The organism is Pseudomonas silensiensis (assembly GCF_050434865.1).
Classification (GTDB): Bacteria; Pseudomonadota; Gammaproteobacteria; order Pseudomonadales; family Pseudomonadaceae; genus Aquipseudomonas; species Aquipseudomonas fluorescens_W.
In genome coordinates this window covers 65003-86073 of record NZ_JBNDJH010000021.1, presented here as the reverse complement: position 1 = coordinate 86073, position 21071 = coordinate 65003, and the positions used below count along the sequence as shown (strand labels likewise).

Annotated in this window: 20 protein-coding genes; 6 read left to right on the top strand and 14 right to left on the bottom strand. The window is 57.2% G+C overall.

The features are described 5' to 3' along the window. Positions 1–95: 95 nt before the first annotated feature. From tal to QF010_RS25280, 7 genes are all read right to left on the bottom strand, one after another. Positions 96–1022 (bottom strand): transaldolase, encoded by a 927-nt coding sequence (tal, locus tag QF010_RS25310; protein WP_008151357.1) that lies wholly within the window; start codon positions 1020–1022, stop codon positions 96–98. A gap of 208 nt (positions 1023–1230) precedes the next feature. Beyond that, positions 1231–1542, bottom strand: a complete 312-nt coding sequence (locus QF010_RS25305) for a helix-turn-helix domain-containing protein (protein WP_033061895.1) — start codon at positions 1540–1542, stop codon at positions 1231–1233. Then, positions 1529–1849 (bottom strand): transcriptional regulator, encoded by a 321-nt coding sequence (locus QF010_RS25300; protein WP_185753262.1) that lies wholly within the window; start codon positions 1847–1849, stop codon positions 1529–1531. Before QF010_RS25300 ends, QF010_RS25305 begins: the two co-directional genes overlap by 14 nt. A gap of 44 nt (positions 1850–1893) precedes the next feature. Beyond that, positions 1894–2127: an AbrB/MazE/SpoVT family DNA-binding domain-containing protein gene (locus QF010_RS25295; RefSeq protein WP_082459292.1), complete on the bottom strand. Its 234-nt coding sequence runs from the start codon at positions 2125–2127 to the stop codon at positions 1894–1896. A gap of 37 nt (positions 2128–2164) precedes the next feature. Continuing rightward, the gene (dusA, locus tag QF010_RS25290; protein ID WP_082459291.1) at positions 2165–3160 is read right to left on the bottom strand and encodes a tRNA dihydrouridine(20/20a) synthase DusA; all 996 of its coding nucleotides are present in this window, start codon (positions 3158–3160) and stop codon (positions 2165–2167) included. 416 nt (positions 3161–3576) lie between these two features. Next, positions 3577–4323, bottom strand: a complete 747-nt coding sequence (locus QF010_RS25285) for a hypothetical protein (protein WP_429534166.1) — start codon at positions 4321–4323, stop codon at positions 3577–3579. 524 nt (positions 4324–4847) lie between these two features. Then, a complete protein-coding gene (locus tag QF010_RS25280; RefSeq protein WP_150655358.1) occupies positions 4848–5117 on the bottom strand; it encodes a short-chain dehydrogenase in 270 nt (89 codons plus the stop codon). A 475-nt stretch (positions 5118–5592) separates the two neighbouring features. Here QF010_RS25280 and QF010_RS25275 point away from each other — a divergent pair, with 475 nt between their 5' ends. Continuing rightward, the gene (locus tag QF010_RS25275) at positions 5593–5811 is read left to right on the top strand and encodes a hypothetical protein (RefSeq protein WP_429534165.1); all 219 of its coding nucleotides are present in this window, start codon (positions 5593–5595) and stop codon (positions 5809–5811) included. A gap of 111 nt (positions 5812–5922) precedes the next feature. Here QF010_RS25275 and QF010_RS25270 read toward each other — a convergent pair whose 3' ends face one another. The 6 genes from QF010_RS25270 to QF010_RS25245 form a co-directional block, all read right to left on the bottom strand. Beyond that, a complete protein-coding gene (locus QF010_RS25270; protein ID WP_429534164.1) occupies positions 5923–6708 on the bottom strand; it encodes a transporter substrate-binding domain-containing protein in 786 nt (261 codons plus the stop codon). Positions 6709–6811: 103 nt separating this feature from the next. Further along, positions 6812–7747 (bottom strand): copper homeostasis membrane protein CopD, encoded by a 936-nt coding sequence (copD, locus tag QF010_RS25265; RefSeq protein ID WP_429534163.1) that lies wholly within the window; start codon positions 7745–7747, stop codon positions 6812–6814. 3 nt (positions 7748–7750) lie between these two features. Beyond that, positions 7751–8122: a copper homeostasis periplasmic binding protein CopC gene (gene copC, locus QF010_RS25260; protein WP_033061887.1), complete on the bottom strand. Its 372-nt coding sequence runs from the start codon at positions 8120–8122 to the stop codon at positions 7751–7753. Between the two features lie 55 nt (positions 8123–8177). Further along, positions 8178–9089 (bottom strand): copper resistance protein B, encoded by a 912-nt coding sequence (locus QF010_RS25255; protein ID WP_429534162.1) that lies wholly within the window; start codon positions 9087–9089, stop codon positions 8178–8180. Positions 9090–9100: 11 nt separating this feature from the next. Further along, positions 9101–10798: a copper resistance system multicopper oxidase gene (locus QF010_RS25250; RefSeq protein ID WP_429534161.1), complete on the bottom strand. Its 1698-nt coding sequence runs from the start codon at positions 10796–10798 to the stop codon at positions 9101–9103. A gap of 107 nt (positions 10799–10905) precedes the next feature. Next, positions 10906–11610 carry a murein L,D-transpeptidase catalytic domain family protein gene (locus tag QF010_RS25245; protein WP_429512627.1) on the bottom strand — a complete coding sequence of 235 codons (705 nt, stop codon included), beginning with the start codon at positions 11608–11610 and terminating at the stop codon, positions 10906–10908. A gap of 81 nt (positions 11611–11691) precedes the next feature. Here QF010_RS25245 and QF010_RS25240 point away from each other — a divergent pair, with 81 nt between their 5' ends. The 4 genes from QF010_RS25240 to QF010_RS25225 all read left to right on the top strand — a co-directional run bounded on the left by QF010_RS25240 (position 11692) and on the right by QF010_RS25225 (position 17857). Continuing rightward, the gene (locus QF010_RS25240; RefSeq protein ID WP_429534160.1) at positions 11692–13449 is read left to right on the top strand and encodes a L,D-transpeptidase family protein; all 1758 of its coding nucleotides are present in this window, start codon (positions 11692–11694) and stop codon (positions 13447–13449) included. A gap of 183 nt (positions 13450–13632) precedes the next feature. Continuing rightward, positions 13633–14427 (top strand): LPS biosynthesis protein, encoded by a 795-nt coding sequence (locus QF010_RS25235; RefSeq protein WP_033061880.1) that lies wholly within the window; start codon positions 13633–13635, stop codon positions 14425–14427. A gap of 308 nt (positions 14428–14735) precedes the next feature. Beyond that, positions 14736–16307: a sensor domain-containing diguanylate cyclase gene (locus QF010_RS25230; protein WP_033061879.1), complete on the top strand. Its 1572-nt coding sequence runs from the start codon at positions 14736–14738 to the stop codon at positions 16305–16307. A 143-nt stretch (positions 16308–16450) separates the two neighbouring features. Beyond that, positions 16451–17857 (top strand): DUF1254 domain-containing protein, encoded by a 1407-nt coding sequence (locus QF010_RS25225; RefSeq protein WP_429534159.1) that lies wholly within the window; start codon positions 16451–16453, stop codon positions 17855–17857. Positions 17858–17889: 32 nt separating this feature from the next. Here QF010_RS25225 and QF010_RS25220 read toward each other — a convergent pair whose 3' ends face one another. After that, positions 17890–18228, bottom strand: coding sequence for a hypothetical protein (locus QF010_RS25220; protein WP_429534158.1), 339 nt, complete (start codon positions 18226–18228; stop codon positions 17890–17892). Positions 18229–18488: 260 nt separating this feature from the next. Here QF010_RS25220 and QF010_RS25215 point away from each other — a divergent pair, with 260 nt between their 5' ends. Continuing rightward, the gene (locus QF010_RS25215; protein ID WP_429534157.1) at positions 18489–21059 is read left to right on the top strand and encodes a bifunctional diguanylate cyclase/phosphodiesterase; all 2571 of its coding nucleotides are present in this window, start codon (positions 18489–18491) and stop codon (positions 21057–21059) included. Positions 21060–21071 lie beyond the last annotated feature (12 nt).

Below are 21071 nucleotides of genomic sequence, written 5' to 3'. Positions count from 1 at the left end.
TTGCTCCCGCTGGGTTGCGAAGCAGCCCCAAAATCGACATATAAAAAAGGGCGAACCCGGTAAGGTTCGCCCTTTTTGCGTTTGCTCTTACTGGATCAGAGCTTGGCTTGCAGCAATGCCTCAAGCTTTTCCTGGTCACGAGCAAACTGACGAATACCTTCAGCCAGTTTCTCGGTCGCCATCGCGTCCTCGTTGGACAACCAACGGAACTGCGCTTCATTCAAGCTCAAACGCGCTTCACCGGCATGACCCGGGGCCAATTTGCGCTCCAGCTTGCCAGTATCCGCCGCCAGCTTATCAATCAGATCCGGACTGATGGTCAGACGGTCGCAACCGGCCAGTTGCTCGATCTGATTCAGGTTGCGGAAGCTCGCACCCATGACCACAGTCTTGTAGTCATTGGCCTTGTAGTAGTTGTAGATGCGCGTCACCGACTGCACGCCCGGATCATCCGCGCCGGTGTAGTCGTTGCCGTTGGCCTTCTTGTACCAGTCGTAGATGCGGCCCACGAACGGCGAAATCAGGAACACCCCGGCGTCAGCACACGCCGCAGCCTGAGCGAACGAGAACAGCAGCGTCAGGTTGGTCTGAATGCCTTCTTTTTCGAGAATTTCGGCAGCGCGGATGCCTTCCCAGGTAGAAGCGATCTTGATCAGCACGCGGTCACGGCCAATGCCGGCCTTGTCGTACAGGTCGATCAGACGGTGCGCACGCTTCAATACGGCGTCAGTGTCGAACGACAGGCGCGCATCCACTTCGGTGGAAATACGGCCAGGGATCACTTTCAGAATTTCTTGCCCTACCGCAACGCCAAAACGGTCGCTGGCCAGGCCCACATCGCCCTTGCAGTCGCTGACGCAAGCGTTCAGCAACTCGGCATAACCGGGAATGGCCGCCGCTTTCAGCAGCAGGGAAGGGTTGGTGGTAGCGTCCACGGGTTTAACGCGAGCGATAGCTTCGAAGTCGCCGGTGTCGGCAACCACGGTGGTCATTTGTTTGAGTTGTTCCAGCTTGGAAGTCATGGGCGTGCTCTGTCCTATGGGTCTAATGACATTACCCGAGCGCTGACAGCCACTCAAGGGTGCGTGTACGTATCGAGGGCCCCAGCGGCAACAACGTGAAAACGGCTGTTTGAATGGCGGGGCGCGGTATCGGTAAATACGATGCCAAATTCGGGCGCAGGTTCAACCTGGGTGACAGTTAGCGCCCAGAAGGTCCACATTCATGACTTCAGTTCGCCAATACGTCTCGGAAAACGTCAGGGCGAATAGCGGCGATATGAAGGAGCGATCGTGCAGCCCCGGAAGGGGACCGACGTCCTTGTTCCCACTCCTGCAGAGTGCGTACGGAAACGCCCAGCAGCTCCGCAAACTTCGGTTGCGATAGACCGGTTTTGCTTCGGGCCTCTGCAGCCTCGGTTACTTCAACTTTGTGAACGTCGCCGTGTAGGCCGGCTTTGACTTCAAGAATCGACGCCAACAGTTCTTCGCCAATATTGCGTTTGGCATCCCGTTCCATCAGTTCTTTTTCAGTCAGGGGCATGATTCAGCTCCTTTGCGATTTTGCGCAGTATATGCGCGGGGATGTTCTCTGTGGCGCCTTTGCCGTAGATCAGCAATGTGACCAAGGCGCCGCTGGCAAGTTGCGCGATGTAGATAATTCTAACCGCGCCACTTTTACCGCGACCATCCATGCTCCAGCGCACTTTTCGGCATCCCTCTGAGCCGGGGATCACTGCGCCTGCGTCCGGATTGTTCGCCAGATAGGACATGAACGCACCACGTTCTTCTTCAGTCCAGTAATCCGGCCAGAGTTTTGTAAAAAGCTTGGATTCAATGATTGTCAGCATGGTTTCGATCATACGTCTTTGACGTAGTGGCTGACAATTGGAGGCTAATTGCCTTTTATTAGATCCGGCGACGGGTTCGGGCTCACAACTCTCGTCTTGGACCGCTTGGAGATAAGACCTTTGAGCGCATGAACCGAGCCCGTCTTGGCCAAAAATTCAACGCTGCCGTCTCGCAACGTTACAAATTCGACGTGATCACCTGCGGCCAACCCGAGCGAGGTGCGAACCTGCGCTGGAATGGTAATTCGTCCTTGCGTCGTTAGCCTCGCCGTTGCCATCAATGACACTCCATTAACGTAGCTAGGGATTTTCCGGTTACCGACCCTCCAACAACTCCGCCGCCTGATCCAGCAACACCAAAGGCTCTTTAGCCTTGTGAATATCCACCGACAACAACTGCCGAAATTTGCGCGCCCCCGGAAACCCGGTGCCCAGCCCCAGCACATGCCGAGTGATGTGGTGCATCGAGCCGCCCGCATCAATATGCGCCGCTATATAAGGCCGCAACTGCGCCAGCGCCTCGGCCCGGCTGATCACCGGCGCCGTGCTGCCGAACAGTTGCTGATCCACCTCGGCCATCACATAAGGATTGTGATACGCCTCACGACCCAACATCACACCGTCGAACGTCTGCAAATGCTCCTGACAGGCTTCCAGCGTCTTGATCCCGCCGTTGAGAATAATCTCCAGCTCCGGAAAATCCGTCTTCAGCCGCGCCGCCACGTCATAGCGCAGGGGCGGAATGTCGCGGTTCTCCTTCGGCGACAACCCCTCCAGAATCGCAATCCGCGCATGCACTGTAAAACTGGTGCACCCGGCATCCCGAACCGTGCCGACGAAATCACACAACTCCTCGTAACTGTCCCGCCCATTGATCCCGATCCGATGTTTCACAGTCACCGGAATCGACACCGCATCGCGCATCGCCTTCACACAATCCGCCACCAACTGCGGATGCCCCATCAGGCACGCACCGATCATATTGTTCTGCACCCGATCACTCGGGCAGCCGACATTCAGATTCACCTCGTCGTAACCGTGCTCCTGCGCCATGCGCGCGCACATCGCCAGGTCCAGCGGCACACTGCCGCCGAGTTGCAGCGCGAGCGGGTGCTCGGCTTCATTGTGACGCAGGAAGCGGTCGTGATCACCGTTGAGCAGCGCGCCGGTGGTGACCATCTCTGTGTAGAGGAGGGCGTGCTTGGAGAGTAGGCGTAGGAAAAAACGGCAATGCCTATCAGTCCAGTCCATCATCGGGGCGACGGAGAAGCGGCGGGAGAGCGGGGCGGGTGTGGCGGTGATTGGGGGCATTGGCGGTTCTGAGATGGGCGGGGCTGGGAGGTGGGGAGTTTATCAGGATTGGGGGGGCGGGGCTTAGGCGAGTCTTGCTGCGATGGTTCAGGAGATCTGAGCAATCGCATGGAGGAAATCGACTGGATAGCTACGAGTAAATAAGTCTGTCCCCTTTTTTCAGTCCCCTTTTTTCACTTTCGACTATAAGAGATTAGATGCTGATAGGTTTGATGTTTATGATGGTTGCAGGATTGGGTTTAACTTGGTTGTCCTGTCTATTCAGAAATTAATTCAAAAAAACTGGTTTGGTTTGAGTGTTACTGGAACTGTTGTCGGTTTAGAAAGGCTATGAGGGAGTAGTAGCTAAAGGGGGTGGATTTATTTTCTATGAGAAAAATAGATCTGTCCCCTTTGTCATTGCCTTTGTCATTGAGTTAAAAAACCAAGCCCAATTTCACGCCATATTCCTCCCTGGTTTGTTTGTCGAGGTCAGTCACTGCAAATTGACCATCTAGGTCATAATTGAAGCGTTTGTAGTATAGGGATGCTATGACCGGAATTGATCCTTGTTGATTAAATAGAAAACTCAGTTCGGCAAAAGGATTGTTGTTGTCTTTTAAATCCAGACTCTCGCTGTTGATACCGTGGACTTTTAGCTGCGAGTCACCATTTATGACCCTTCGAATTCCCGCTTCAAAACGCAGTGTTGCAGTGTTGAATCGATGATTGTAGCCCGCAGCGATTTTGGCGAAAGTAGTGCGGCTGGTGAGGTCGATGTCGTACTTGTTAGACTCCGGCTGAAATTGATTCCATTTGTATCCTCCGCCCAGCAATAGATCTATTGAGTTGTGCGCATTCAACTCAGTCCGCCAGCCAAGATCCAGGTCGGCCTGGCCATCCTTTACTCTCTGATTCTGTTTTTCAGAGTACTGCCCACTTATTTCTGCTTGATAGACAAAGCCGGTTTGAGCCGTCATTTTGTTGCCAAAGTAGAGAAATAACCCTCCTTCCGGAATGTGTTCGGTGTTCGTGCTTCTGTGCCCTGTGAATTCGAGAACGCTATAGCTTCCCAACAAGCCAAAGGCGAAAACTGGATCTGTAGGAGATGTAGCGCTAGAAAGTGTTGGGACGGTTCCCGCGAGAAGGGTGGTGACAACAGCAGTAAGATTGGTCCTTTTCATAAGAACTCCATCAGTACGCTTCTGGTCTAGGACAGACCGACACTTATGACGATAGCTGTTTTTTTTGTGTTGGATCGCTGTCACACCATGGTGAATCAGTGAATACATCAAGTCGTCCGTTTTTTAGGTGGTCCGCATGGCTGCTCCTGGCCGAGGGTGTGTAAAAACGTTTTTGAGCGCGACAGGTACTCAAAACCGGACTGGAAATCGCGCTTCTATGCGGAATCCACATCTGCTGACGTGCCGATTAATTTCAGATTTAACGTAGACGCGCACACTTCAATTTTGGCGAAGCGTTTTTACACACTCTGGGCCGATATCTGCCTTATGTAACGCGGTTAGCCACACGGGAAAGGGAACTCGGTGGTACAGAATTGGTACGAGGGGAGTAGAGATTCGCTGTAAGGCGCTATTTTAAAGGGCTTTGTCGTAAGTTGTTCCAATCCATCATCGGGGCGATGGAGAAGCGGTGGGAGAGAGAAATGGGCCAACGGGGCGTCCGAGGAGGGCGCCCCTTTGTGACGTCAGGACGGTTCAGCATCCATGCGTCGAGCGATGACGTCCAATACATCGCAGCCATCGCGCAAGGGTATGCAGCAAAGCATTGCGAAGTCGCTAAGTATCACTGAGTCCGTGGTGATGTCGCCGCGCATCGCGAGGTTTTCCAGGATCTGCGTTACCGCGCCAATTCGGTAGCGTGCGGTGCTGAGCAGTGAGTGCAGCGGTTGGGTGGTGTTTACATACAGCGAGGGAAGGTCGTCAGCGTTGCTGGTTAAAGCCATAAATTCTTTCATGTGAAGCTCCATTAATTTGAGAAAACTACAACTCAATCGTCGCCAAACGAATGGGTGGTAGCCGTACGCGGGTTGGCGAACCGGGCAATGGAGAAACCGGCAGACCCTAAGGTCTCCCGCGCACAGCCACCATAAAACAGGCAGCTAAGTGCGTTCTGAAACGCTCCGAAAATGCTCGAAGGATTCAGTTCAATTGCCATCGAGTCGCCAAACCCGACACGCCATTTTGGCGTTGGGCGGACTATAGACCTCGTGACAAAAGCACAGCAATGGACAAGTGTACGGACAATTCCCAGAGTCGTGTAGGACGTTGCTATTTCGACAGTTTGTCCGGGGAACACCCTTTTTTGCATCAGGAAACCGAAGTACCTGAACAATCGCTGTCACCCAACAAAGTTTCATAATTCCCGGCGGGCTTGCGGCATAGGATGACTCCCTAAGGTCACCGCGCTTCCAACCCACAGGGAACTGAAAAATGATCTCGAACCTCGTCAAAGTCGCTCTGATCACCGGTGCATTGCTATTGAGCGCCTGTTCGGGTGCAAGCACCCATAGCGAATTTTCGGAAGCCACCCTGCCGTCTGCCGGTTTTGGTCCGGGGCCTACCAACAACCCCAATAAGATGAATTTCCATGGCAGTGCGCTCGGCAACAGCTTCGGCGAGTACAGTTCGGGGCTGTTGCACGACGACTAAGGTTTGACGCAACGGCTCGTTATTTCTGCCGTTGCGTGTTCTCCGAGGGGCGACTGCTGCGCAGTCGGACGCAGGCTGCGCCAGCTGCTACATGGATCGAGTAAGTGGCGGTTATTTGGGTTCGGGTGTTGCGATCCATTGGCCCAAAACTTTTTGGTAGTTGCCTGTGACTTTGGCCAGGTGCAACCACTGATCGACGTACAACTTCCAGGTCATGTCGTCACGCGGTAGCAAGTAAGCCTTTTCGCCGTATTGCATGAATTGCTTCGGGTTCACCGCGCACAGACCGGGTTTGAGTTTCTGCTGATAGAGCGCTTCCGAAGCATCGGTGATCATCACGTCAGCCTTCTTGTCCAGTAGCTCCTGGAAGATGGTCACGTTGTCGTGAAGGCGCAATTGCGCCTTGGGCAGGAAGGCGTGAACAAAGGCTTCGTTGGTGCCGCCGGCCGGTTCGACCAGGCGAACCGAAGGCTGGTTGATTTGCTCGACGGTCTGGTACAGCGCCTGATCTTCGCAGCGCACCAGCGGGATTTTGCCGTCGACGTCCAGCGTGGTGCTGAAGAAGGCTTTTTTCTGGCGCTCCAGCGTAACGGAGATGCCGCCGACGCCGATGTCGCATTTGCCCGCGAGCATGTCCGGCATCAGGGTTTTCCAGGTGGTCTGCACCCACTCGACCTTGACGCCCAGGCTGTCGGCCAGCGAGCGGGCCATGGCGATGTCGATGCCCGAGTATTCGCCGTCCTCGGCTTTGACGGTATAGGGTTTGTAGTCGCCCGTTGTGCACACGCGCAGTTGGCCCTGTTGGATGACGCTGTCCAAGTGCGATGGCTCTGCCTGAGCGCCAAACGATAGAGCGAGCAGGCCACCGAGCATCATTGTGCTTTTCAGGTTGTTCATTGTTATCCGGCTTCCATGATGGAGTGGGGGCTGAGAGTACTGACTTTCTGCTGCCCCGCTCAACATCATCCTGGCTTTTCAACTCGGTCTCGATTCGCGAGCGCTATTGCCCCGCCATCTCCATTTCCGGACTCAACGTCCCCAACCAAGCCACCAACCCCACAATCAACACCGCTGCCGCCAATTCCACCACCACGCTGCGCCGCAACGTATTCGCTGCCACCCGATACTGACCCTCACGCAACGAGCGCTGCAAAAACGGCCCCAGGTGAAACCGGTTCAACGCGGCGAGCACCAGCATCCCGGCAAACAGCGCGATTTTGATGGACAGCAAAATCCCGTAGGTGCTGAGCAATACATCGTCGAGCGTTGGGCCCACGATGAACAGGTAGTTCACGACGCCCGTGACCGTGATGACGGCCACGATCACCGCGCCCACCCATTCAAATCGGCTGACGGCCCGAGCCAGCATTCTGATGCGTTCCTCGGTTTGCAGATCGTTGATCTTTGCCATCAAGGCAAGCGCGACCAGCGCACCGAACCAGGCTCCCGATGCCAGCAGATGCAAGATGTCAGTGATGAAATGCCAGTAACGACGGTCACCTTCATCCATCGCCCCATGACCGCTCCAGGCCAGGCTGGCCAAGGCGATAGCGCCGGCAAAAGAGGCGATCAGCAGGCTGAATCCGGGCGCTCGGTGATTGAGCATCACCGCCAGGCTGGCGATAACCAGTGCGACGATGCGCACGACCCAGGCCAACCCGACATCGGTCTCAAGCACCATCATCTCGATATGCGGGCGCAGCTCGGCAAAGTCCGTCTCACCGCTCATGGCGCTCGCCATCATCACCATGCTGGCGACAGAAAGCAGCACACCCAGCAATGCCGACCCCGTCAACATCGACCGAAACGGCAGCGCCACCCCTGACACCCGTTCCTGTTCTTTCAGGCTGTACAGCCCAAATAGAGCGAGCCCAAACAGCAGCATCAAATCCACATACAACCCAAAGCGCAGTGCAATGCTGACCGAGTCGCTCATCAATCACTTCACTTTGAACGTGACGTTGCCGGTGATCGGGTGAGTGTCCGAAGACACGGCGCGCCATTCGACTTTGTAGCTGCCGGCAGGCAGTGGCGAAAGCGGTGTGATGACCATGGTTTTCGGATCGCTACCACCGGCGACTTTGGCTTTCATGGGCATGGGGGAGTGCGCCATGCCGGGCATTTCGGTCATGACCAGTTTTGCGCCTGAGAACTGGGTCATGAGGCTTTCGGAAAAGTGCAGTTCGATTTTTCCGGGTGATGCGCCATCCGCGCCTTCGGCCGGGGTGGAGGACAGCAGTTTCGGGTGGGCTTGAGCGAGCGCGCTCATGAGCAGCCCAATGGCAACAGCGGTAGTTTTAATCATGTGCATGCAAGGCCTCTTGCCGCTTTAAGCGGCTGTTTTTTTGGTTGTTGAGTTAATGCGTTTAGAACCACATCCGAACGCCAAGAACGAGGCGTGCTTCGCTGCGATCCTCACCTTCATCGTTGGCGTAGTCGGCGGTTTTGCCGTAGGTGCGGTTCCAGGTCACGCCGATGTAAGGCGCGAATTCCCGGCGGATTTCATAGCGCAATCTAAGGCCGGCTTCGGTGTTGGATAACCCGGAACCGATGCCCCGTTGCGGATCGTTTTTGCCGTAGACGTTGAGCTCGGCGGTCGGCTGCAGGATGAGCCGGTTGGTCAGCAGGATGTCGTAGTCGCCTTCCAGTCGCGCGGCGGTTTGGCCGCCTTCGCCGATGAAAGCGGTGGCTTCGGTTTCGAAGTTGTACAGCGCCATGCCTTGCACGCCGAGCGCGGCCCAGGTTTGCGGGTCGCCGGGTTTGAAGTCCTGACGAACGCCGGTCACCACGTCCCACCACGGGGAGATCGCGTGGCCCCACAGGGCCTGGACTTCGGCGTCTTCGGTTTTGCCGTTGGTGCGTTCGCCTTCGGAGCGCAGCCACAGGCGATCAATGTCGCCGCCGATCCAGCCGGAGAGATCCCAGGCCAGGGTGCTGCCGTCGTCTGCGTCCTGCCATTCGAGTTTGTCGACGAGCAAATAATGGTTGAGCGCGGTGTCATGCACCTTGTGGCCGGACGGAGTGGCATACACGGCGGCGCGGTCGGCATCGGTCAGCGCCGGGATCGGCGTGCGGCTTTCAGTAGGCGCGGCGGGCTGCATCTGGCCGTCGTCCATGCTTTGCATTTGGCCAGGGTCCATACCCTGCATCTGGCTGTGATCCATGCCCTGCATTTGGCTGTGATCCATGTTCTGCATGTCGTTGGTGGCGGCCATCGCCGAAGAGAGAGTCAGGCTCGCGGTCACGAGTGCCAATGAGATTGGAGTGAGTCTGGTCATGGTTAGGCGCCTCATTCTTCCACCCGAACTTCACGGAACATGCCCATTTCCATGTGGTACAGGAGATGGCAGTGATAGGCCCAACGGCCGAGTGCATCGGCGGTCACCCGATAGCTGCGTCGGGAACCGGGCGGCATGTCGATGGTGTGTTTGCGCACCATGAAGTCGCCGTTCTCGTCTTCGAGGTCGCTCCACATGCCGTGCAGATGGATCGGGTGGGTCATCATCGTGTCGTTGACCAGCACCACCCGAACCCGCTCGCCATATTTGAGGCGCACAGGTTCGGCATCGGAGAACTTCACGCCGTTGAACGACCAGGCGAATTTCTCCATGTGGCCGGTGAGGTGCAGTTCAATGGTGCGGCCCGGCTCGCGGCCGTCCGGGTCTTCGAAGGTGCTGCGCAGGTCGGAATAGGTCAGGACGCGGCGGCCGTTGTTGCGCAGGCCCAGGCCGGGATCGTCGAGTTTGGGGGCGGTGGTCATGGCTTGCATGTCCACCAGCGGGTTGTCTTTTTCCGTCTCGGGATGGGACTGCATGCCGGGCATGGCCATGGCGCTGTGATCCATGCCCGCCATGCTGCCGTGGTCCATTCCGCCCATGCCCATGTCATCCATGGTCACCAGCGGTCGAGGGTCCAGCGGCGGTACCGGCGCGGATAAACCGGCTTTCGCTGCAAGCGTGCCGCGTGCAAAGCCAGTCCGATCCATCGATTGGGCGAAGAGGGTGTAAGCCGCTTCGGTCGGCTCGACAATCACATCGAAGGTCTCCGCCACCGCAATGCGAAACTCATCAACGCTCACCGGTTTGACGTGCAGCCCATCCGCAGCAACCACCGTCATTTTCAGCCCGGGAATGCGCACGTCGAAGTACGTCATGCCGGAGCCATTGATGAAGCGCAGGCGCAGCTTCTCACCCGGCCGGAACACGCCCGTCCAGTTCGCGTTCGGCGCCTGGCCGTTCATCAAGTAGGTGTACGTTGCGCCGCTGACGTCGGCCAGGTCGGTGGGGTTCATCTTCATTTCGGCCCACATCTTTCGATCGGCGACCGTGGAACCCCAACCTTTCTCGCTGACGTCGTGGATGAAATCACCCACGGTGCGCTTGTTGTAGTTGTAGTAATCGGACTGTTTTTTCAGTGTCTTCATCAGGCTGACCGGATCTTCATCGGTCCAGTCGGTCAGCATCACCACGTAATCGCGGTCGTACTGGAACGGCTCCGGCTCCTTGGCATCAATCACCAACGGCCCGTAAACGCCGGACTGCTCCTGAAAACCCGAATGGCTGTGGTACCAGTAAGTGCCGTTCTGCCGGACCTTGAACTGGTAGACGTACATGCCATCCGACTCGATGCCGTGAAAGCTCAGTCCCGGCACGCCGTCCATGTTGGCCGGCAGCAAGATGCCGTGCCAGTGAATGGAGGTGTCGGCGTTGAGTTTGTTCTTCACCCGCAGCGTCACCGTGTCGCCTTCGCGCCAGCGCAGCAGGGGCCCGGGAATGCCGCCGTTGATGGTCATTGCGGTGCGTGGGGTGCCGGTGATGTTGACCGGGGTTTCACCGATGAGCAGGTCGAAATCGGTGCCCGCCAGCACCTGAGGCTCGCCGGGACTGGTGACCGCCCAGACAGGCGTGCGCCATAACCCGAGGCCGCCAAGGAGCCCGCCCGCGGCGAGCCCCTTCACGAAGGTGCGTCTTGATGTGTTGGAATGCATGCCGTGTTCCCGGTCCGTCAGCGAGAGAGCTTGACGACGAGGCTAACGGGCGGTGCCTTTCAGCAGGCTGAGGCGCAGATTACAGTTTTGACAGTTTCAAACTGTGACTATTGGCGTGAATTGGGCGTTGACGCCGCGGCGACAGTGCCGCCACCGCAATTGATATACGAAGACGACTTCAACCAGCGTTGGTCCGGATAGTAAGAAAACAACAACTGCCCATCCTTCATCGAATCAATCAACTGATGCGCAATCGCCGGCCGCACAGCAGGACAACCCAGGCTTCTACCGATCCGGCCATTCGCTCGGGCAAGAACCGGGCTGACATAAGGCGCGCCGTGAATAACGATCGCCCGCTCATATGCGTTGTCGTTGAAACCCGGCTCCAGCCCTTCCATGCGCAAGGAATAACCGTTCTGGCCGACATAGCTCGACTGGGTGCGGTACAAACCGAGGCTGGTGGCAAAGCTTTCATTCTGGTTGGAGAACTTGACCGCCATGTTCTCGCCGCTGTTGCGACCATGAGCAACCAGTTCGTGGAACAGCAATTTACGTTTCTTCAGATCGAACACCCATAACCGTTGTTCGGTCGAAGGCAATGAGTAGTCGATGACAGCAAGTCTTTGGACAGGTGCTTGACCTTGGGCCAAGCTGCATTGGGTAGCGCGTACGGCCAGCCCGATGACTTTGGCGTTGGCGCCTGGTGCTGCTTTGAGCAGCGCGGCTTCAAGCGAATCGGCGTAGGCTGCCGGTACTGAAACTAACGTCAGCAGCAAGGCCGAGAATAGGAAACCAAAGCGGTCTAGTGCCATATGTAAGTCTCACATTAATGTTTCGAGTCTAGCAGTGCGCAGGATGCTAGCCGTTGAATACGGGGCGATTAAGGATTATCCATGGGGCAGTTAACAAGGTTATTCGTCATAAGCCGCATCTTTTTTATGGGCTTTCTGATCAGCGGCGCAGCAATTGCAGAAACTTCGCCGATTGAGACGGTATCTGCCGTCATCAGCAGAACTGGCGCAGCACCTGACGATTACGTCGCTCAAACGATTCAGGCGGCACTTGAGCCATTGGGTTCAGCGTTTCCCCCCTTGCTCACTTCCCGTGGTCATCGGCGGGTGGATCCGAGTCGCGTGGTCATGGATTTTTACATGCATCGCAGTTATCGCTCGGCCTGGGCGAACGACAGCGATGTCATCCAGTTATTGAAAAGCCTGAGCGAGATCCAGGCCGATGGGTTGGACCCTGCGGACTTTCATATCGATGAGTTGGCGAAGGCCAGAGCCTCGATGCAGGCCGCAGAACCGACAGTGGCGCAACGGGCGGCGTTCGATATCGCGGCCACCCGGACCTTTGTCACGGCGCTGCTGCAATTGCGGCGCGGCAAGGTTGACCCCTCGCGTCTGGACATCCATTGGAATTTCGACCCTGTCGGCGCCGATCCTCGTGGCGACATGAATAACTTGTTCGCCGCGCTCGATGCTCATGACGTTGCACGCGCTTTTGCCCAGGCGCCACCACAAGAGGCGGTTTACCGCAGCCTGCGCGTGGGCCTGGCACAACTGCGCAAGGTTCGGGATGCGGGCGGCTGGCCGAAGATTGCCGAAGGCCAATCGCTCAAGCCAGGCATGGACGACGCCGCGGTCGCGCAGTTGCGAGCACGTTTGGTGGCGGGTGGTTATCTGGCCCCCTCAAAGAAGCCTCGCACTGATTACGACGACAGCGTCGCGGCGGCGGTGAAAAAGTATCAAACCGAGCAATACCTGGGAGCGGATGGCGTGGCGGGGGCCGCGACACTGGCGGCGTTGAATGTGCCCGTGGAGGCACGGATAGATCAGGTCCGGGTGAACATGGAGCGTGCGCGTTGGTTGCTGTACAAACTTCAGGGCACTTTTGTCGTCGTTGATATTGCGGGTTACAAGGTGGCGCTCTATCGCGATGGTAAGGCGATATGGCGTTCCCGGGTTCAGGTCGGTAAGCCGTTCCGCAGTACGCCGGTGTTTCAATCCGAGATTACTTATGTAACGTTCAACCCCACTTGGACCGTGCCACCGACCATCCTTGTCAAAGACATGCTGCCCAAGATTCAACGAAATCCTGGCTACCTTGCCGCCAACCGTATAAGAGCCCTTGATCGAGAGGGGAATGTGCTCGATCCGTCGACCATCGACTGGGATAACGCGCGCGGTATCACGCTGCGACAGGATGCCGGGCCGGATAACTCGCTGGGGCAGGTGGTCATTCGGTTTCCCAATGAATATTCGATCTACCTCCACGACACGCCGCATCGCGAGTTGTTTGCGCAATCACGCCGTGCCACCAGTTCAGGCTGCATACGGGTGGAGAACCCGCTGCAGTTAGTAGAGCTACTGTTCAACGACCCGGTTCGTTGGAACAGTGCCGGGATACAGGCCCAGTTGGCTAACGGCAAGACCGAAAACATCAGGCTGCCCGTCAAGGTGCCGGTGCTGTTGGCTTACTGGACGGTGGACCTGAGTAACGATGGTCGAGTGATGTTTAAACCTGATGTCTACGGGTACGATTCCGCAGTACTACGGGGACTGAATCTGCCTTCGGAACTGCCCGTTCTGGATGTGCGACGAGCAGGAACTTCCGTTGTCGCGACGGGGCAAAACCGGCAATGGCCGTAAAGGAAGCGGGACTTGCTATCCATATGTAACGAGCTGCTCATCGATGCAAGCGCTCTGCGTCAACCTTTGCGCTCCGTCGCAGATTCAGGGGTTGGTGAAGCCAAAAGGTTGGCTCACCCGTTGAAAACTATCACAATACAAAATAGTCACCGATCATCGAAGTAAAGGGATAGGAAATTGAAGATGGATGTTGCGCAAAAAAAACCGTCACTCCACACAGGTATGCTTGATGTGCATGACCTCGATGAGTGCCGCAACATTCGAAAAGGTGCCGTGTTTATCATTGCCTCGGGGGCGTCCGCTAAAGATTTTCCGCTGGAAAAGTTTGCGGACGTTCCGATGATCACGATGAACGGCGCCATTTCCATGTTCTCCGGGACAGGCATCAAGCCGTTCTTTTATGCCTGTACGGATCAAGGCTTTTCCCGGGAGCAACCCAAACTGTTTTCAGAGGCGATGCGCATCAGTCCGCGGGTTGCACTGTGGCAAGAGCACATCTGGCATACGACGGTAGCGCCTGAGGGCGAACTGTATTTGCTTGGCCGAGCACCCAAGCTCTCCTGGACAGACCTGGTTTTCAGGGCCGATAAAGAACTCATCAGAAGTCGCAAACTCGGAACTGGCCGTAATAGAACCCTGGGTTTCAGCAAGAACCTTAAACGCGGTTTTTTTGATGCCCGTACGGTGGCCTATCTGGCGGTACAGATTGCCTATCACGTGGGGTTTACCAAAGTGTTTCTGGTCGGCGTCGACTTGAATCAGTCGGTAAGCCGTTTTTACGAAGGGGACGATAATACGTTAGCGTCACCATGCCTGCTCGATCAGCATTTTAATACGAGAATTCTGCCGTCGTTCGAGATCTTGTCGAAGTACGTCGTGAATGATGATTTTCAGGTCTACAACTTGTCTGACTCCTCAAGGATTCCGGGTGAACTCATTCCCCGAGTGACGCTGGATGAGATCGACAAGTTGATCTAAAGGTTGTTCGTGCATTATTGAAATGGGCGCCCGCGAGGCGCCCATTTTTTTTGTGGGCGCGTCGATCCTGGTGGTCTGTTTGGCAGGCTGCGCAACCAGCAGCAGACTCCACCGGTTCCAACATCAGCGATGATGCTGGACGATGAGTAAATGCGCCTGGGGGATGCAGAAAGTGCCCGGGCGCATTTGCACAGTGCGATGCGGCGGCTGGCCAAAGGACATTTGCCGCATACCCCCCCGTAGACTAAGCTCACAAAAAATAAGGGTTTTGGGGTGTTACCCATGCCTTACCCTTACAGGACGCGCTTTTGCCTATCCCTCTTCACGATCCGAACAACGCCACCGGCGTTACGTTGAAACGGTTACCTCTGCGCAAAGCAGCGGTACTGTTTATCGCGGTCGTGTGCCTGAGCCTGTGCGGTTTGCTCTACCTGCAACTGGAGCAGTCGCGCCGGCATGACCTGGCATTGGCGCAAGTGGCGTCATCAAACCTGACGCGGGCCATGGCGCAACAAGCCGAAGACACCTTCATGCAAGCCGATCTGGTACTGACCAGTCTGGTCGACTGGATTCAGGCTGACGGTTTCGGCGCGCCCCAAAAGGCGCGCTTGCAGAAAACGTTCGCCCGGCGGGTGCAGGCGCTGAATCAATTGCACGGGATATTTCTGTTCGACCAAAAGGGGCAATGGATTGTTAGTTCCTTCGAAAATCTGCCGCGCGGCCCGGGTGTGGCGGATCGCGAGTACTTCAAGTTCCACCAGCAGAACGCCTCGTCCCTGGCGCACATCGGGCCGGCGATTCGCAGTCGGGAAAATGGCGAGTGGATCATCCCGATATCCAAACGGGTGAACGACAAGAATGGCAATTTCGAGGGCGTCTTGTTGGCCGGTATCAAGATGGCGTACTTCGATCAGTTCTTCAAAAGCTTCAGCATTGATGACAACGGTTCGATGTTTTTGGGGTTGACCGACGGAACGCTGTTGGCGCGACGGCCGTTTGTGGAGTCGCTGATTGGCACATCACTGGCCAAGAGCGAGATCTTCGAGAAATTGCTGCCCAACGCGCCTTCCGGTAACGCGATGTTCCGCTCGCTGGTCGATGGTGTTGTGCGGTTGTATGGCTACCGTCAGCTCGACACTTATCCGCTGGTCGTGTCTGCCGCCTCGTCCAGGGATTCTATTCTCAAGGATTGGAACGACACGGCGTTTCGCTCCACGGTCATCGTTGCCCTGGTGGTGTTGGGCGTGGGGCTGTTCGGTTGGATGTTCCTTTATCAGGTGCGTGTCGGCGAACAGGTCGAGGCGGATTTGCGCAAGGCAAAGGAAGCGCTGAAGCTGATCGCGACCCACGACAGCCTGACCGGCCTGGCCAATCGCCGGCTGTTCGAGGGCGCGCTGGACATCGAGTTCGGCCGGGGCGCGCGGAAGTCGAGTTCGCTGAGCCTGATCATGCTCGATATCGATTACTTCAAACGCTACAACGACGCTTACGGCCACGTGGCGGGGGACCATTGCCTGGCTGAAGTGGCGCGGGCGGTGAAGGGGTGCTGCCATCGAAAAGCTGATTTGGCCGTGCGCTACGGCGGTGAGGAATTTGCGGTATTGCTGCCCGACACGGACATTCACGGTGCAATGGTGATTGCCGAGCAGATCCGCCGCAGTGTCATGGACAAGAACATCATCCACAGCGGTTCACCCTCGGGCTTCGTGACGGTCAGTCTGGGTTGTTATTCGTTTGTGCCGACGGGGCGGGACAGCATGGAAGTGTTCATCGAACGTGCGGATGCGGCGCTGTATCAAGCCAAGCATTCGGGGCGAAACCGCTCGGCGGTGCTGTCGATGGAGGGTGGTGTCGAGGCACTGCTGCGTTCGGATCGTTGAGGTGTCTCTGGATGTTGTTTCACCCGCGCAACACCCCGGCCAGCCGGCTGTCTGCCTGTCAGATCCTCTTCAATTGATCGTCTAGAGTTGCGGTAACTCTGCCAATCCCGGCAGGTCTCGCCACCGCACGGATGATCGTCAAAATGTTGATTACTCAAGCATTGACAGCCGTTGCTCTAACCGTTGCAGCCTGCGCCGTCTTTCCGCTCGCGAGCCAGGCTCAATCGAAAGTCACAGCCCAGGAAGCACACGCCATCGGTGTGGATGCCTACGTTTATTTTTACCCGCTGTTGACCATGGACATCACCCGCAAGCAATTCACCAACATCGAATCGGGCAAGGAGTTCGGTAAAGGTCCGATGAATACCTTTGTCAGCGTGCCGCAGTATCCACCTGCCGATTTCAAAGGGGTGGTGCGCTCGAATTTCGACACCTTGTATTCCATTGCCTGGCTGGATTTGACCAAAGAACCGCTGGTGATCGCAGCGCCCGATACAGCCGGGCGTTTTTATTTGCTGCCGATGCTCGACATGTGGACCGATGTCTTCGCCTCACCGGGCTGGCGCACCACGGGCACCGAAGCGGGGCAGTTTCTGGTGACACCGCCGGACTGGACCGGGACGGTGCCTGCCGGGCTGAACCATTTGCCGGCGCCTACGCCCTTTGTCTGGGTCATTGGCCGCACCAAGACCGACGGCGCTGCGGACTACGCGGCCGTGCACAAAATTCAGGCTGGCTATACCGTGACACCACTGTCCCGACTGGGTAAAAGCCCCGAGCCGGTCAGCGTGAACATTGACCCGGCCGTGGACATGAAGACCCCGCCCAAGATCCAGGTGGACTCAATGTCGGCGGCCGACTACTTCGCCTACGCCGCCGAATTGCTCAAAGTGCACCCTGCGCACATCACCGATCAACCGATCCTGGCGCAGATGAAGCGTATCGGTATCGAGCCCGGAAAATCCTTCAACATGGATGCGCTGGACGCTGAAATCAAAACAGCGCTTCAGACCGTGCCCGAGGACGCGCAGACGCTGATGACGTGGAAGGTTCCAACCCTCGCTCGCGTGGTCAACGGCTGGTCAATGAACACCGACACCATGGGCGTCTATGGTAACTACTACCTCAAGCGCGCGATCGTTGCGCAGATGGGGCTCGGCGCCAACTTGCCCGAGGATGCGATTTATCCGCTGAACATCGGCGATGTCGAAGGCAAGCCGCTCAATGGCGCGAACAAGTACGTGCTGCATTTCGACAAGGGTGAAACGCCGCCGGTAAACGCTTTCTGGTCGATCACCTTGTACGACCCTGAGGGTTTCCAGGTCGGCAATGCGCTCAATCGCTTTGCTGTCAGTAGCTGGATGCCGTTCAAGACGAACGCCGACGGTTCGCTGGACATCTACTTCCAGCACGAAAACCCCGGCAAGGACCTGGAAGCCAATTGGCTGCCAGCACCGAAGGGCGGGTTCAACCTGACCATGCGTTTGTATGGGCCCAAGCCCGAGGTTTTGAACGGCAAGTGGAACCCGCCACCGGTCAAGCCAGCCTAGTCCCACGCTTCAGGCCCAAAAGCAGCCGACGATCATCGGCTGCTTTTACGCGTCCAACTGCCCGTCCCGCCACCGGCACCGCCCGTTCCACCGCCCGCAGCACCCGTGCCACCCCCCGCGCCAGAGCCGCTGTTCCCGGCATTGCCACCATTTCCGCTACCCGACGAGCCCGATCCGCTATTGCCGCTGTTAGCGTTATGGTCGCTCGAGGGGTGGCCAGGATTGTTGTTGGGCACCATGGTTGAGCCGCTGGTTGATCCTGACCTGGTTCCGGTCACGTCTGCGCCATCGCCAGAGGCTGCAAAAATGCCGACGGACATGGCGGACAGCGCTCCAGCCAGTAACAGCGAAGTCATTTTGGTGGTCATCATGGTGCGTCTCCAGGATGAGTCGTTACCTGGCATTCTCGGTATCAAAAAGGTACGCGGGCGATCCATGTAATTACAGGGCAGCGGCCATCGATTGGCAATGGTTGTGTCAACGGTTCTTCAATTGCGGCAATGGCTTGCGTATTCCAGGCGCCAGGGCCCAGCATGGCTGCTATGTTCAATGAACGTTCGGCGAGTGCCCTGGTAAAAAGCATTGCGAGCGTCGCATCCCGATCAGGCAATCGATTGACAGGATCAAGTGCATGGATATGACCGCCGTTACCACCGTCGCCGCTCCCCGTCATACGCCGATAACCCGCAACCTGGTGTTGGTCGTCGGCCTGCTGTTTGTGCTGGGCGTGCTGATCGCCCTGTTGGCTTTGTTCAACATTGCCGAGCGGCTGGACGCCCAGGACCTGGCCAAGACCACGTTCTACACCCAGCGTGCGCTGGAAAACCGCATCACCGCCTCGAAAAGCTACGTCGCCAGTTATGCAAACTGGACGTCCGCCTACGACCATTTGAACGGCGAGGTCGATGTGCAATGGGCCTACGTCGAGCAGAACCTGGGCAAAACCTTGTTCAGCATCGATCACTACGATGGCGTCTTCGTGGTCGATCATCAGCAAACCAAATACGCATTGGTGCGCGGGGTTCAGGTGCAGGAGGCGGCGACCACTTATCTTTCGGCATCGATGGCGACGCTGATACAGGCAGTCCAGAGTCAGGAAAGCCTCATTGATCCCGTCAGCCAGTTCACGCTGTTCGAGGGCAAACCGGCATTGCTGACGGCCGCTGCGATCGTCCCCAATGACGAAAGGCCGGCGGTCGATCCCCAAAGCACCTCGGTGCTGGTGTTCGTCGACCAATTAAGCCCTGACAAGCTCAGCGCCTTGAGCGCCGATTACGGTTTGCATGATTTAAACCTGGCGCCTGATAACACCCTCTCGCCCGGCAGGCCAGCGGTGGCGCTGGCGGGCACCGGCTACAGCCTGGTTTCCCGACTTGAGCAACCGGGTCACCAGCTACTCTGGTCGCTGCTACCGCCATTGGGCGGCGCGCTGTTGGTGCTGGCGTTGTTAACGGCTTATTTCTTCCGGTATGTCTTGCGCACGTCCGGGCACGTCGATGCCAGCTACACCAGCCTCGATTTATCGAACCAGGCGCTAGAGGCCAGTGAAGAACGTTTTCGTGCCGTGGCTGAGGCCGCGTCCGACTGGATCTGGGAAATCGACGACAAGCATTGCATCTCTTATCTGTCAGGACGTTTCGCCACCGTCACCGGTTTTTCCGATCAGCAATGGATCGGACAGGACATCGAGCAACTGCTCAATTGCGATACGCTGTCCTTGTCGCTGTGGCTGCATAAGCTCAATGAAGAACAGCCCGTCAGCCATCTGCGCTGCTCCTATCGCGATCAGTCGGGGCAACAGCGTATTTGCCGGGTTTCGGCGCGGCCGATCCAACGCAAGGGCGCGGTGCTGGGCTATCGCGGAACGGCCAGCGACATCACCGATGAAGTCGCCGCCCATGCCCAGATCCAGCATCTGTCGTTGCACGATGCCCTGACGGGGCTGCCGAATCGCAACAAACTGGCGCGTTTCCTCGACGAGGCCCTGGCGCAGAAAGAACATTCGGCAGCGCTGGTGCTGTTGATGATCGATCTGGATAACTTCAAACCGATCAACGATTCCCTCGGTCACCCGGCTGGCGACGCCGTACTGCTGGAAGTGGCCACCCGATTGCGCGAGTGCACGCGGGACATCGATCTGGTCGCCCGGCTTGGTGGTGATGAGTTTGTGCTGGTGCTCAACGGCATGGACAGCCACACCGAAATCGACCGGTTCTGCGAGCGTTTGCTCGAGAGCCTGCAACAGCCGATTCATTACGAACATCACGCGCTGCACATTGGCGCGAGCATCGGTGTCGCCTTGAGTCGGCGTCAGGGTCACATTCCCAATGAGCTGATCCGGTGCGCCGACATTGCGCTGTACCAGGCTAAATCCAACGGCAAGAAGACCTGGTGCTACTTTGCGCCGCACATGAACGATCAAATCCAGCACCGCCGGCAGTTGGAAAACGACCTGCGCCGCGCGATCAAGAACAACGAGTTCGTGATGCATTACCAGCCGCGCTACAACATGAGCGGCAAGCAGGTGGTTTCGGTGGAAGCGTTGCTGCGCTGGCAGCATCCGGAGCAGGGGCTGCTGAGCCCCGACGAGTTTATCCCTTTGGCTGAGCGGACTGACCTGATCGTGCCTTTGGGGCGCTGGGTGTTGCGTGAAGCCTGTGAAACGGCCCTGACCTGGCCCGGTGCGTTGATGGTGTCGGTCAATTTGTCGCCTGTTCAATTTGCCCGCAGCGATGTGGTGGAGGACGTCAGGGAGGCATTGATCCAGAGCCGTTTGCCGGCCAGTCGTCTGGAGCTGGAAATCACCGAAAACGTGATGCTCATCGATGTAGATGGCGCGTTGGCGACCATGAATGCGCTCAAGGAACTGGGCGTGCGATTGAACATGGACGACTTCGGTACTGGCTATTCGTCCCTGGGTTACTTGCGCACATACCCGTTCGACGGGATCAAGATCGACAAGCGTTTCATCTCGTCCATGAGCGGCGGCGGCAATGACCGCGCCGTGGTGCAGGCGATCATCAACCTGGGCAAAGCCATGGGCCTGACCGTGACGGCAGAGGGCGTCGAGACCCTGGAGCAACTGGACTTCCTGGTCTCGGACCAATGCAATGAGGTACAGGGTTTCTACTTGAGTCGGCCTATGGAAAAGCAGGCGTTGCTGCCATTGCTCAAGGCGTCGCATGACGAGTTTCCAGTGTAGGGGCGAGCGTTG

Excerpts from the sequence above, each read along its gene's own strand:
- tal (WP_008151357.1), bottom strand. The coding sequence starts at position 1,022 with ATGACTTCCAAGCTGGAACAACTCAAACAAATGACCACCGTGGTTGCC.
- QF010_RS25305 (WP_033061895.1), bottom strand. The coding sequence starts at position 1,542 with ATGCCCCTGACTGAAAAAGAACTGATGGAACGGGATGCCAAACGCAAT.
- QF010_RS25300 (WP_185753262.1), bottom strand. The coding sequence starts at position 1,849 with ATGCTGACAATCATTGAATCCAAGCTTTTTACAAAACTCTGGCCGGAT.
- QF010_RS25295 (WP_082459292.1), bottom strand. The coding sequence starts at position 2,127 with ATGGCAACGGCGAGGCTAACGACGCAAGGACGAATTACCATTCCAGCG.
- dusA (WP_082459291.1), bottom strand. The coding sequence starts at position 3,160 with ATGCCCCCAATCACCGCCACACCCGCCCCGCTCTCCCGCCGCTTCTCC.
- QF010_RS25285 (WP_429534166.1), bottom strand. The coding sequence starts at position 4,323 with ATGAAAAGGACCAATCTTACTGCTGTTGTCACCACCCTTCTCGCGGGA.
- QF010_RS25280 (WP_150655358.1), bottom strand. The coding sequence starts at position 5,117 with ATGAAAGAATTTATGGCTTTAACCAGCAACGCTGACGACCTTCCCTCG.
- QF010_RS25275 (WP_429534165.1), top strand. The coding sequence starts at position 5,593 with ATGATCTCGAACCTCGTCAAAGTCGCTCTGATCACCGGTGCATTGCTA.
- QF010_RS25270 (WP_429534164.1), bottom strand. The coding sequence starts at position 6,708 with ATGAACAACCTGAAAAGCACAATGATGCTCGGTGGCCTGCTCGCTCTA.
- copD (WP_429534163.1), bottom strand. The coding sequence starts at position 7,747 with ATGAGCGACTCGGTCAGCATTGCACTGCGCTTTGGGTTGTATGTGGAT.
- copC (WP_033061887.1), bottom strand. The coding sequence starts at position 8,122 with ATGCACATGATTAAAACTACCGCTGTTGCCATTGGGCTGCTCATGAGC.
- QF010_RS25255 (WP_429534162.1), bottom strand. The coding sequence starts at position 9,089 with ATGACCAGACTCACTCCAATCTCATTGGCACTCGTGACCGCGAGCCTG.
- QF010_RS25250 (WP_429534161.1), bottom strand. The coding sequence starts at position 10,798 with ATGCATTCCAACACATCAAGACGCACCTTCGTGAAGGGGCTCGCCGCG.
- QF010_RS25245 (WP_429512627.1), bottom strand. The coding sequence starts at position 11,610 with ATGGCACTAGACCGCTTTGGTTTCCTATTCTCGGCCTTGCTGCTGACG.
- QF010_RS25240 (WP_429534160.1), top strand. The coding sequence starts at position 11,692 with ATGGGGCAGTTAACAAGGTTATTCGTCATAAGCCGCATCTTTTTTATG.
- QF010_RS25235 (WP_033061880.1), top strand. The coding sequence starts at position 13,633 with ATGGATGTTGCGCAAAAAAAACCGTCACTCCACACAGGTATGCTTGAT.
- QF010_RS25225 (WP_429534159.1), top strand. The coding sequence starts at position 16,451 with ATGTTGATTACTCAAGCATTGACAGCCGTTGCTCTAACCGTTGCAGCC.
- QF010_RS25220 (WP_429534158.1), bottom strand. The coding sequence starts at position 18,228 with ATGATGACCACCAAAATGACTTCGCTGTTACTGGCTGGAGCGCTGTCC.
- QF010_RS25215 (WP_429534157.1), top strand. The coding sequence starts at position 18,489 with ATGGATATGACCGCCGTTACCACCGTCGCCGCTCCCCGTCATACGCCG.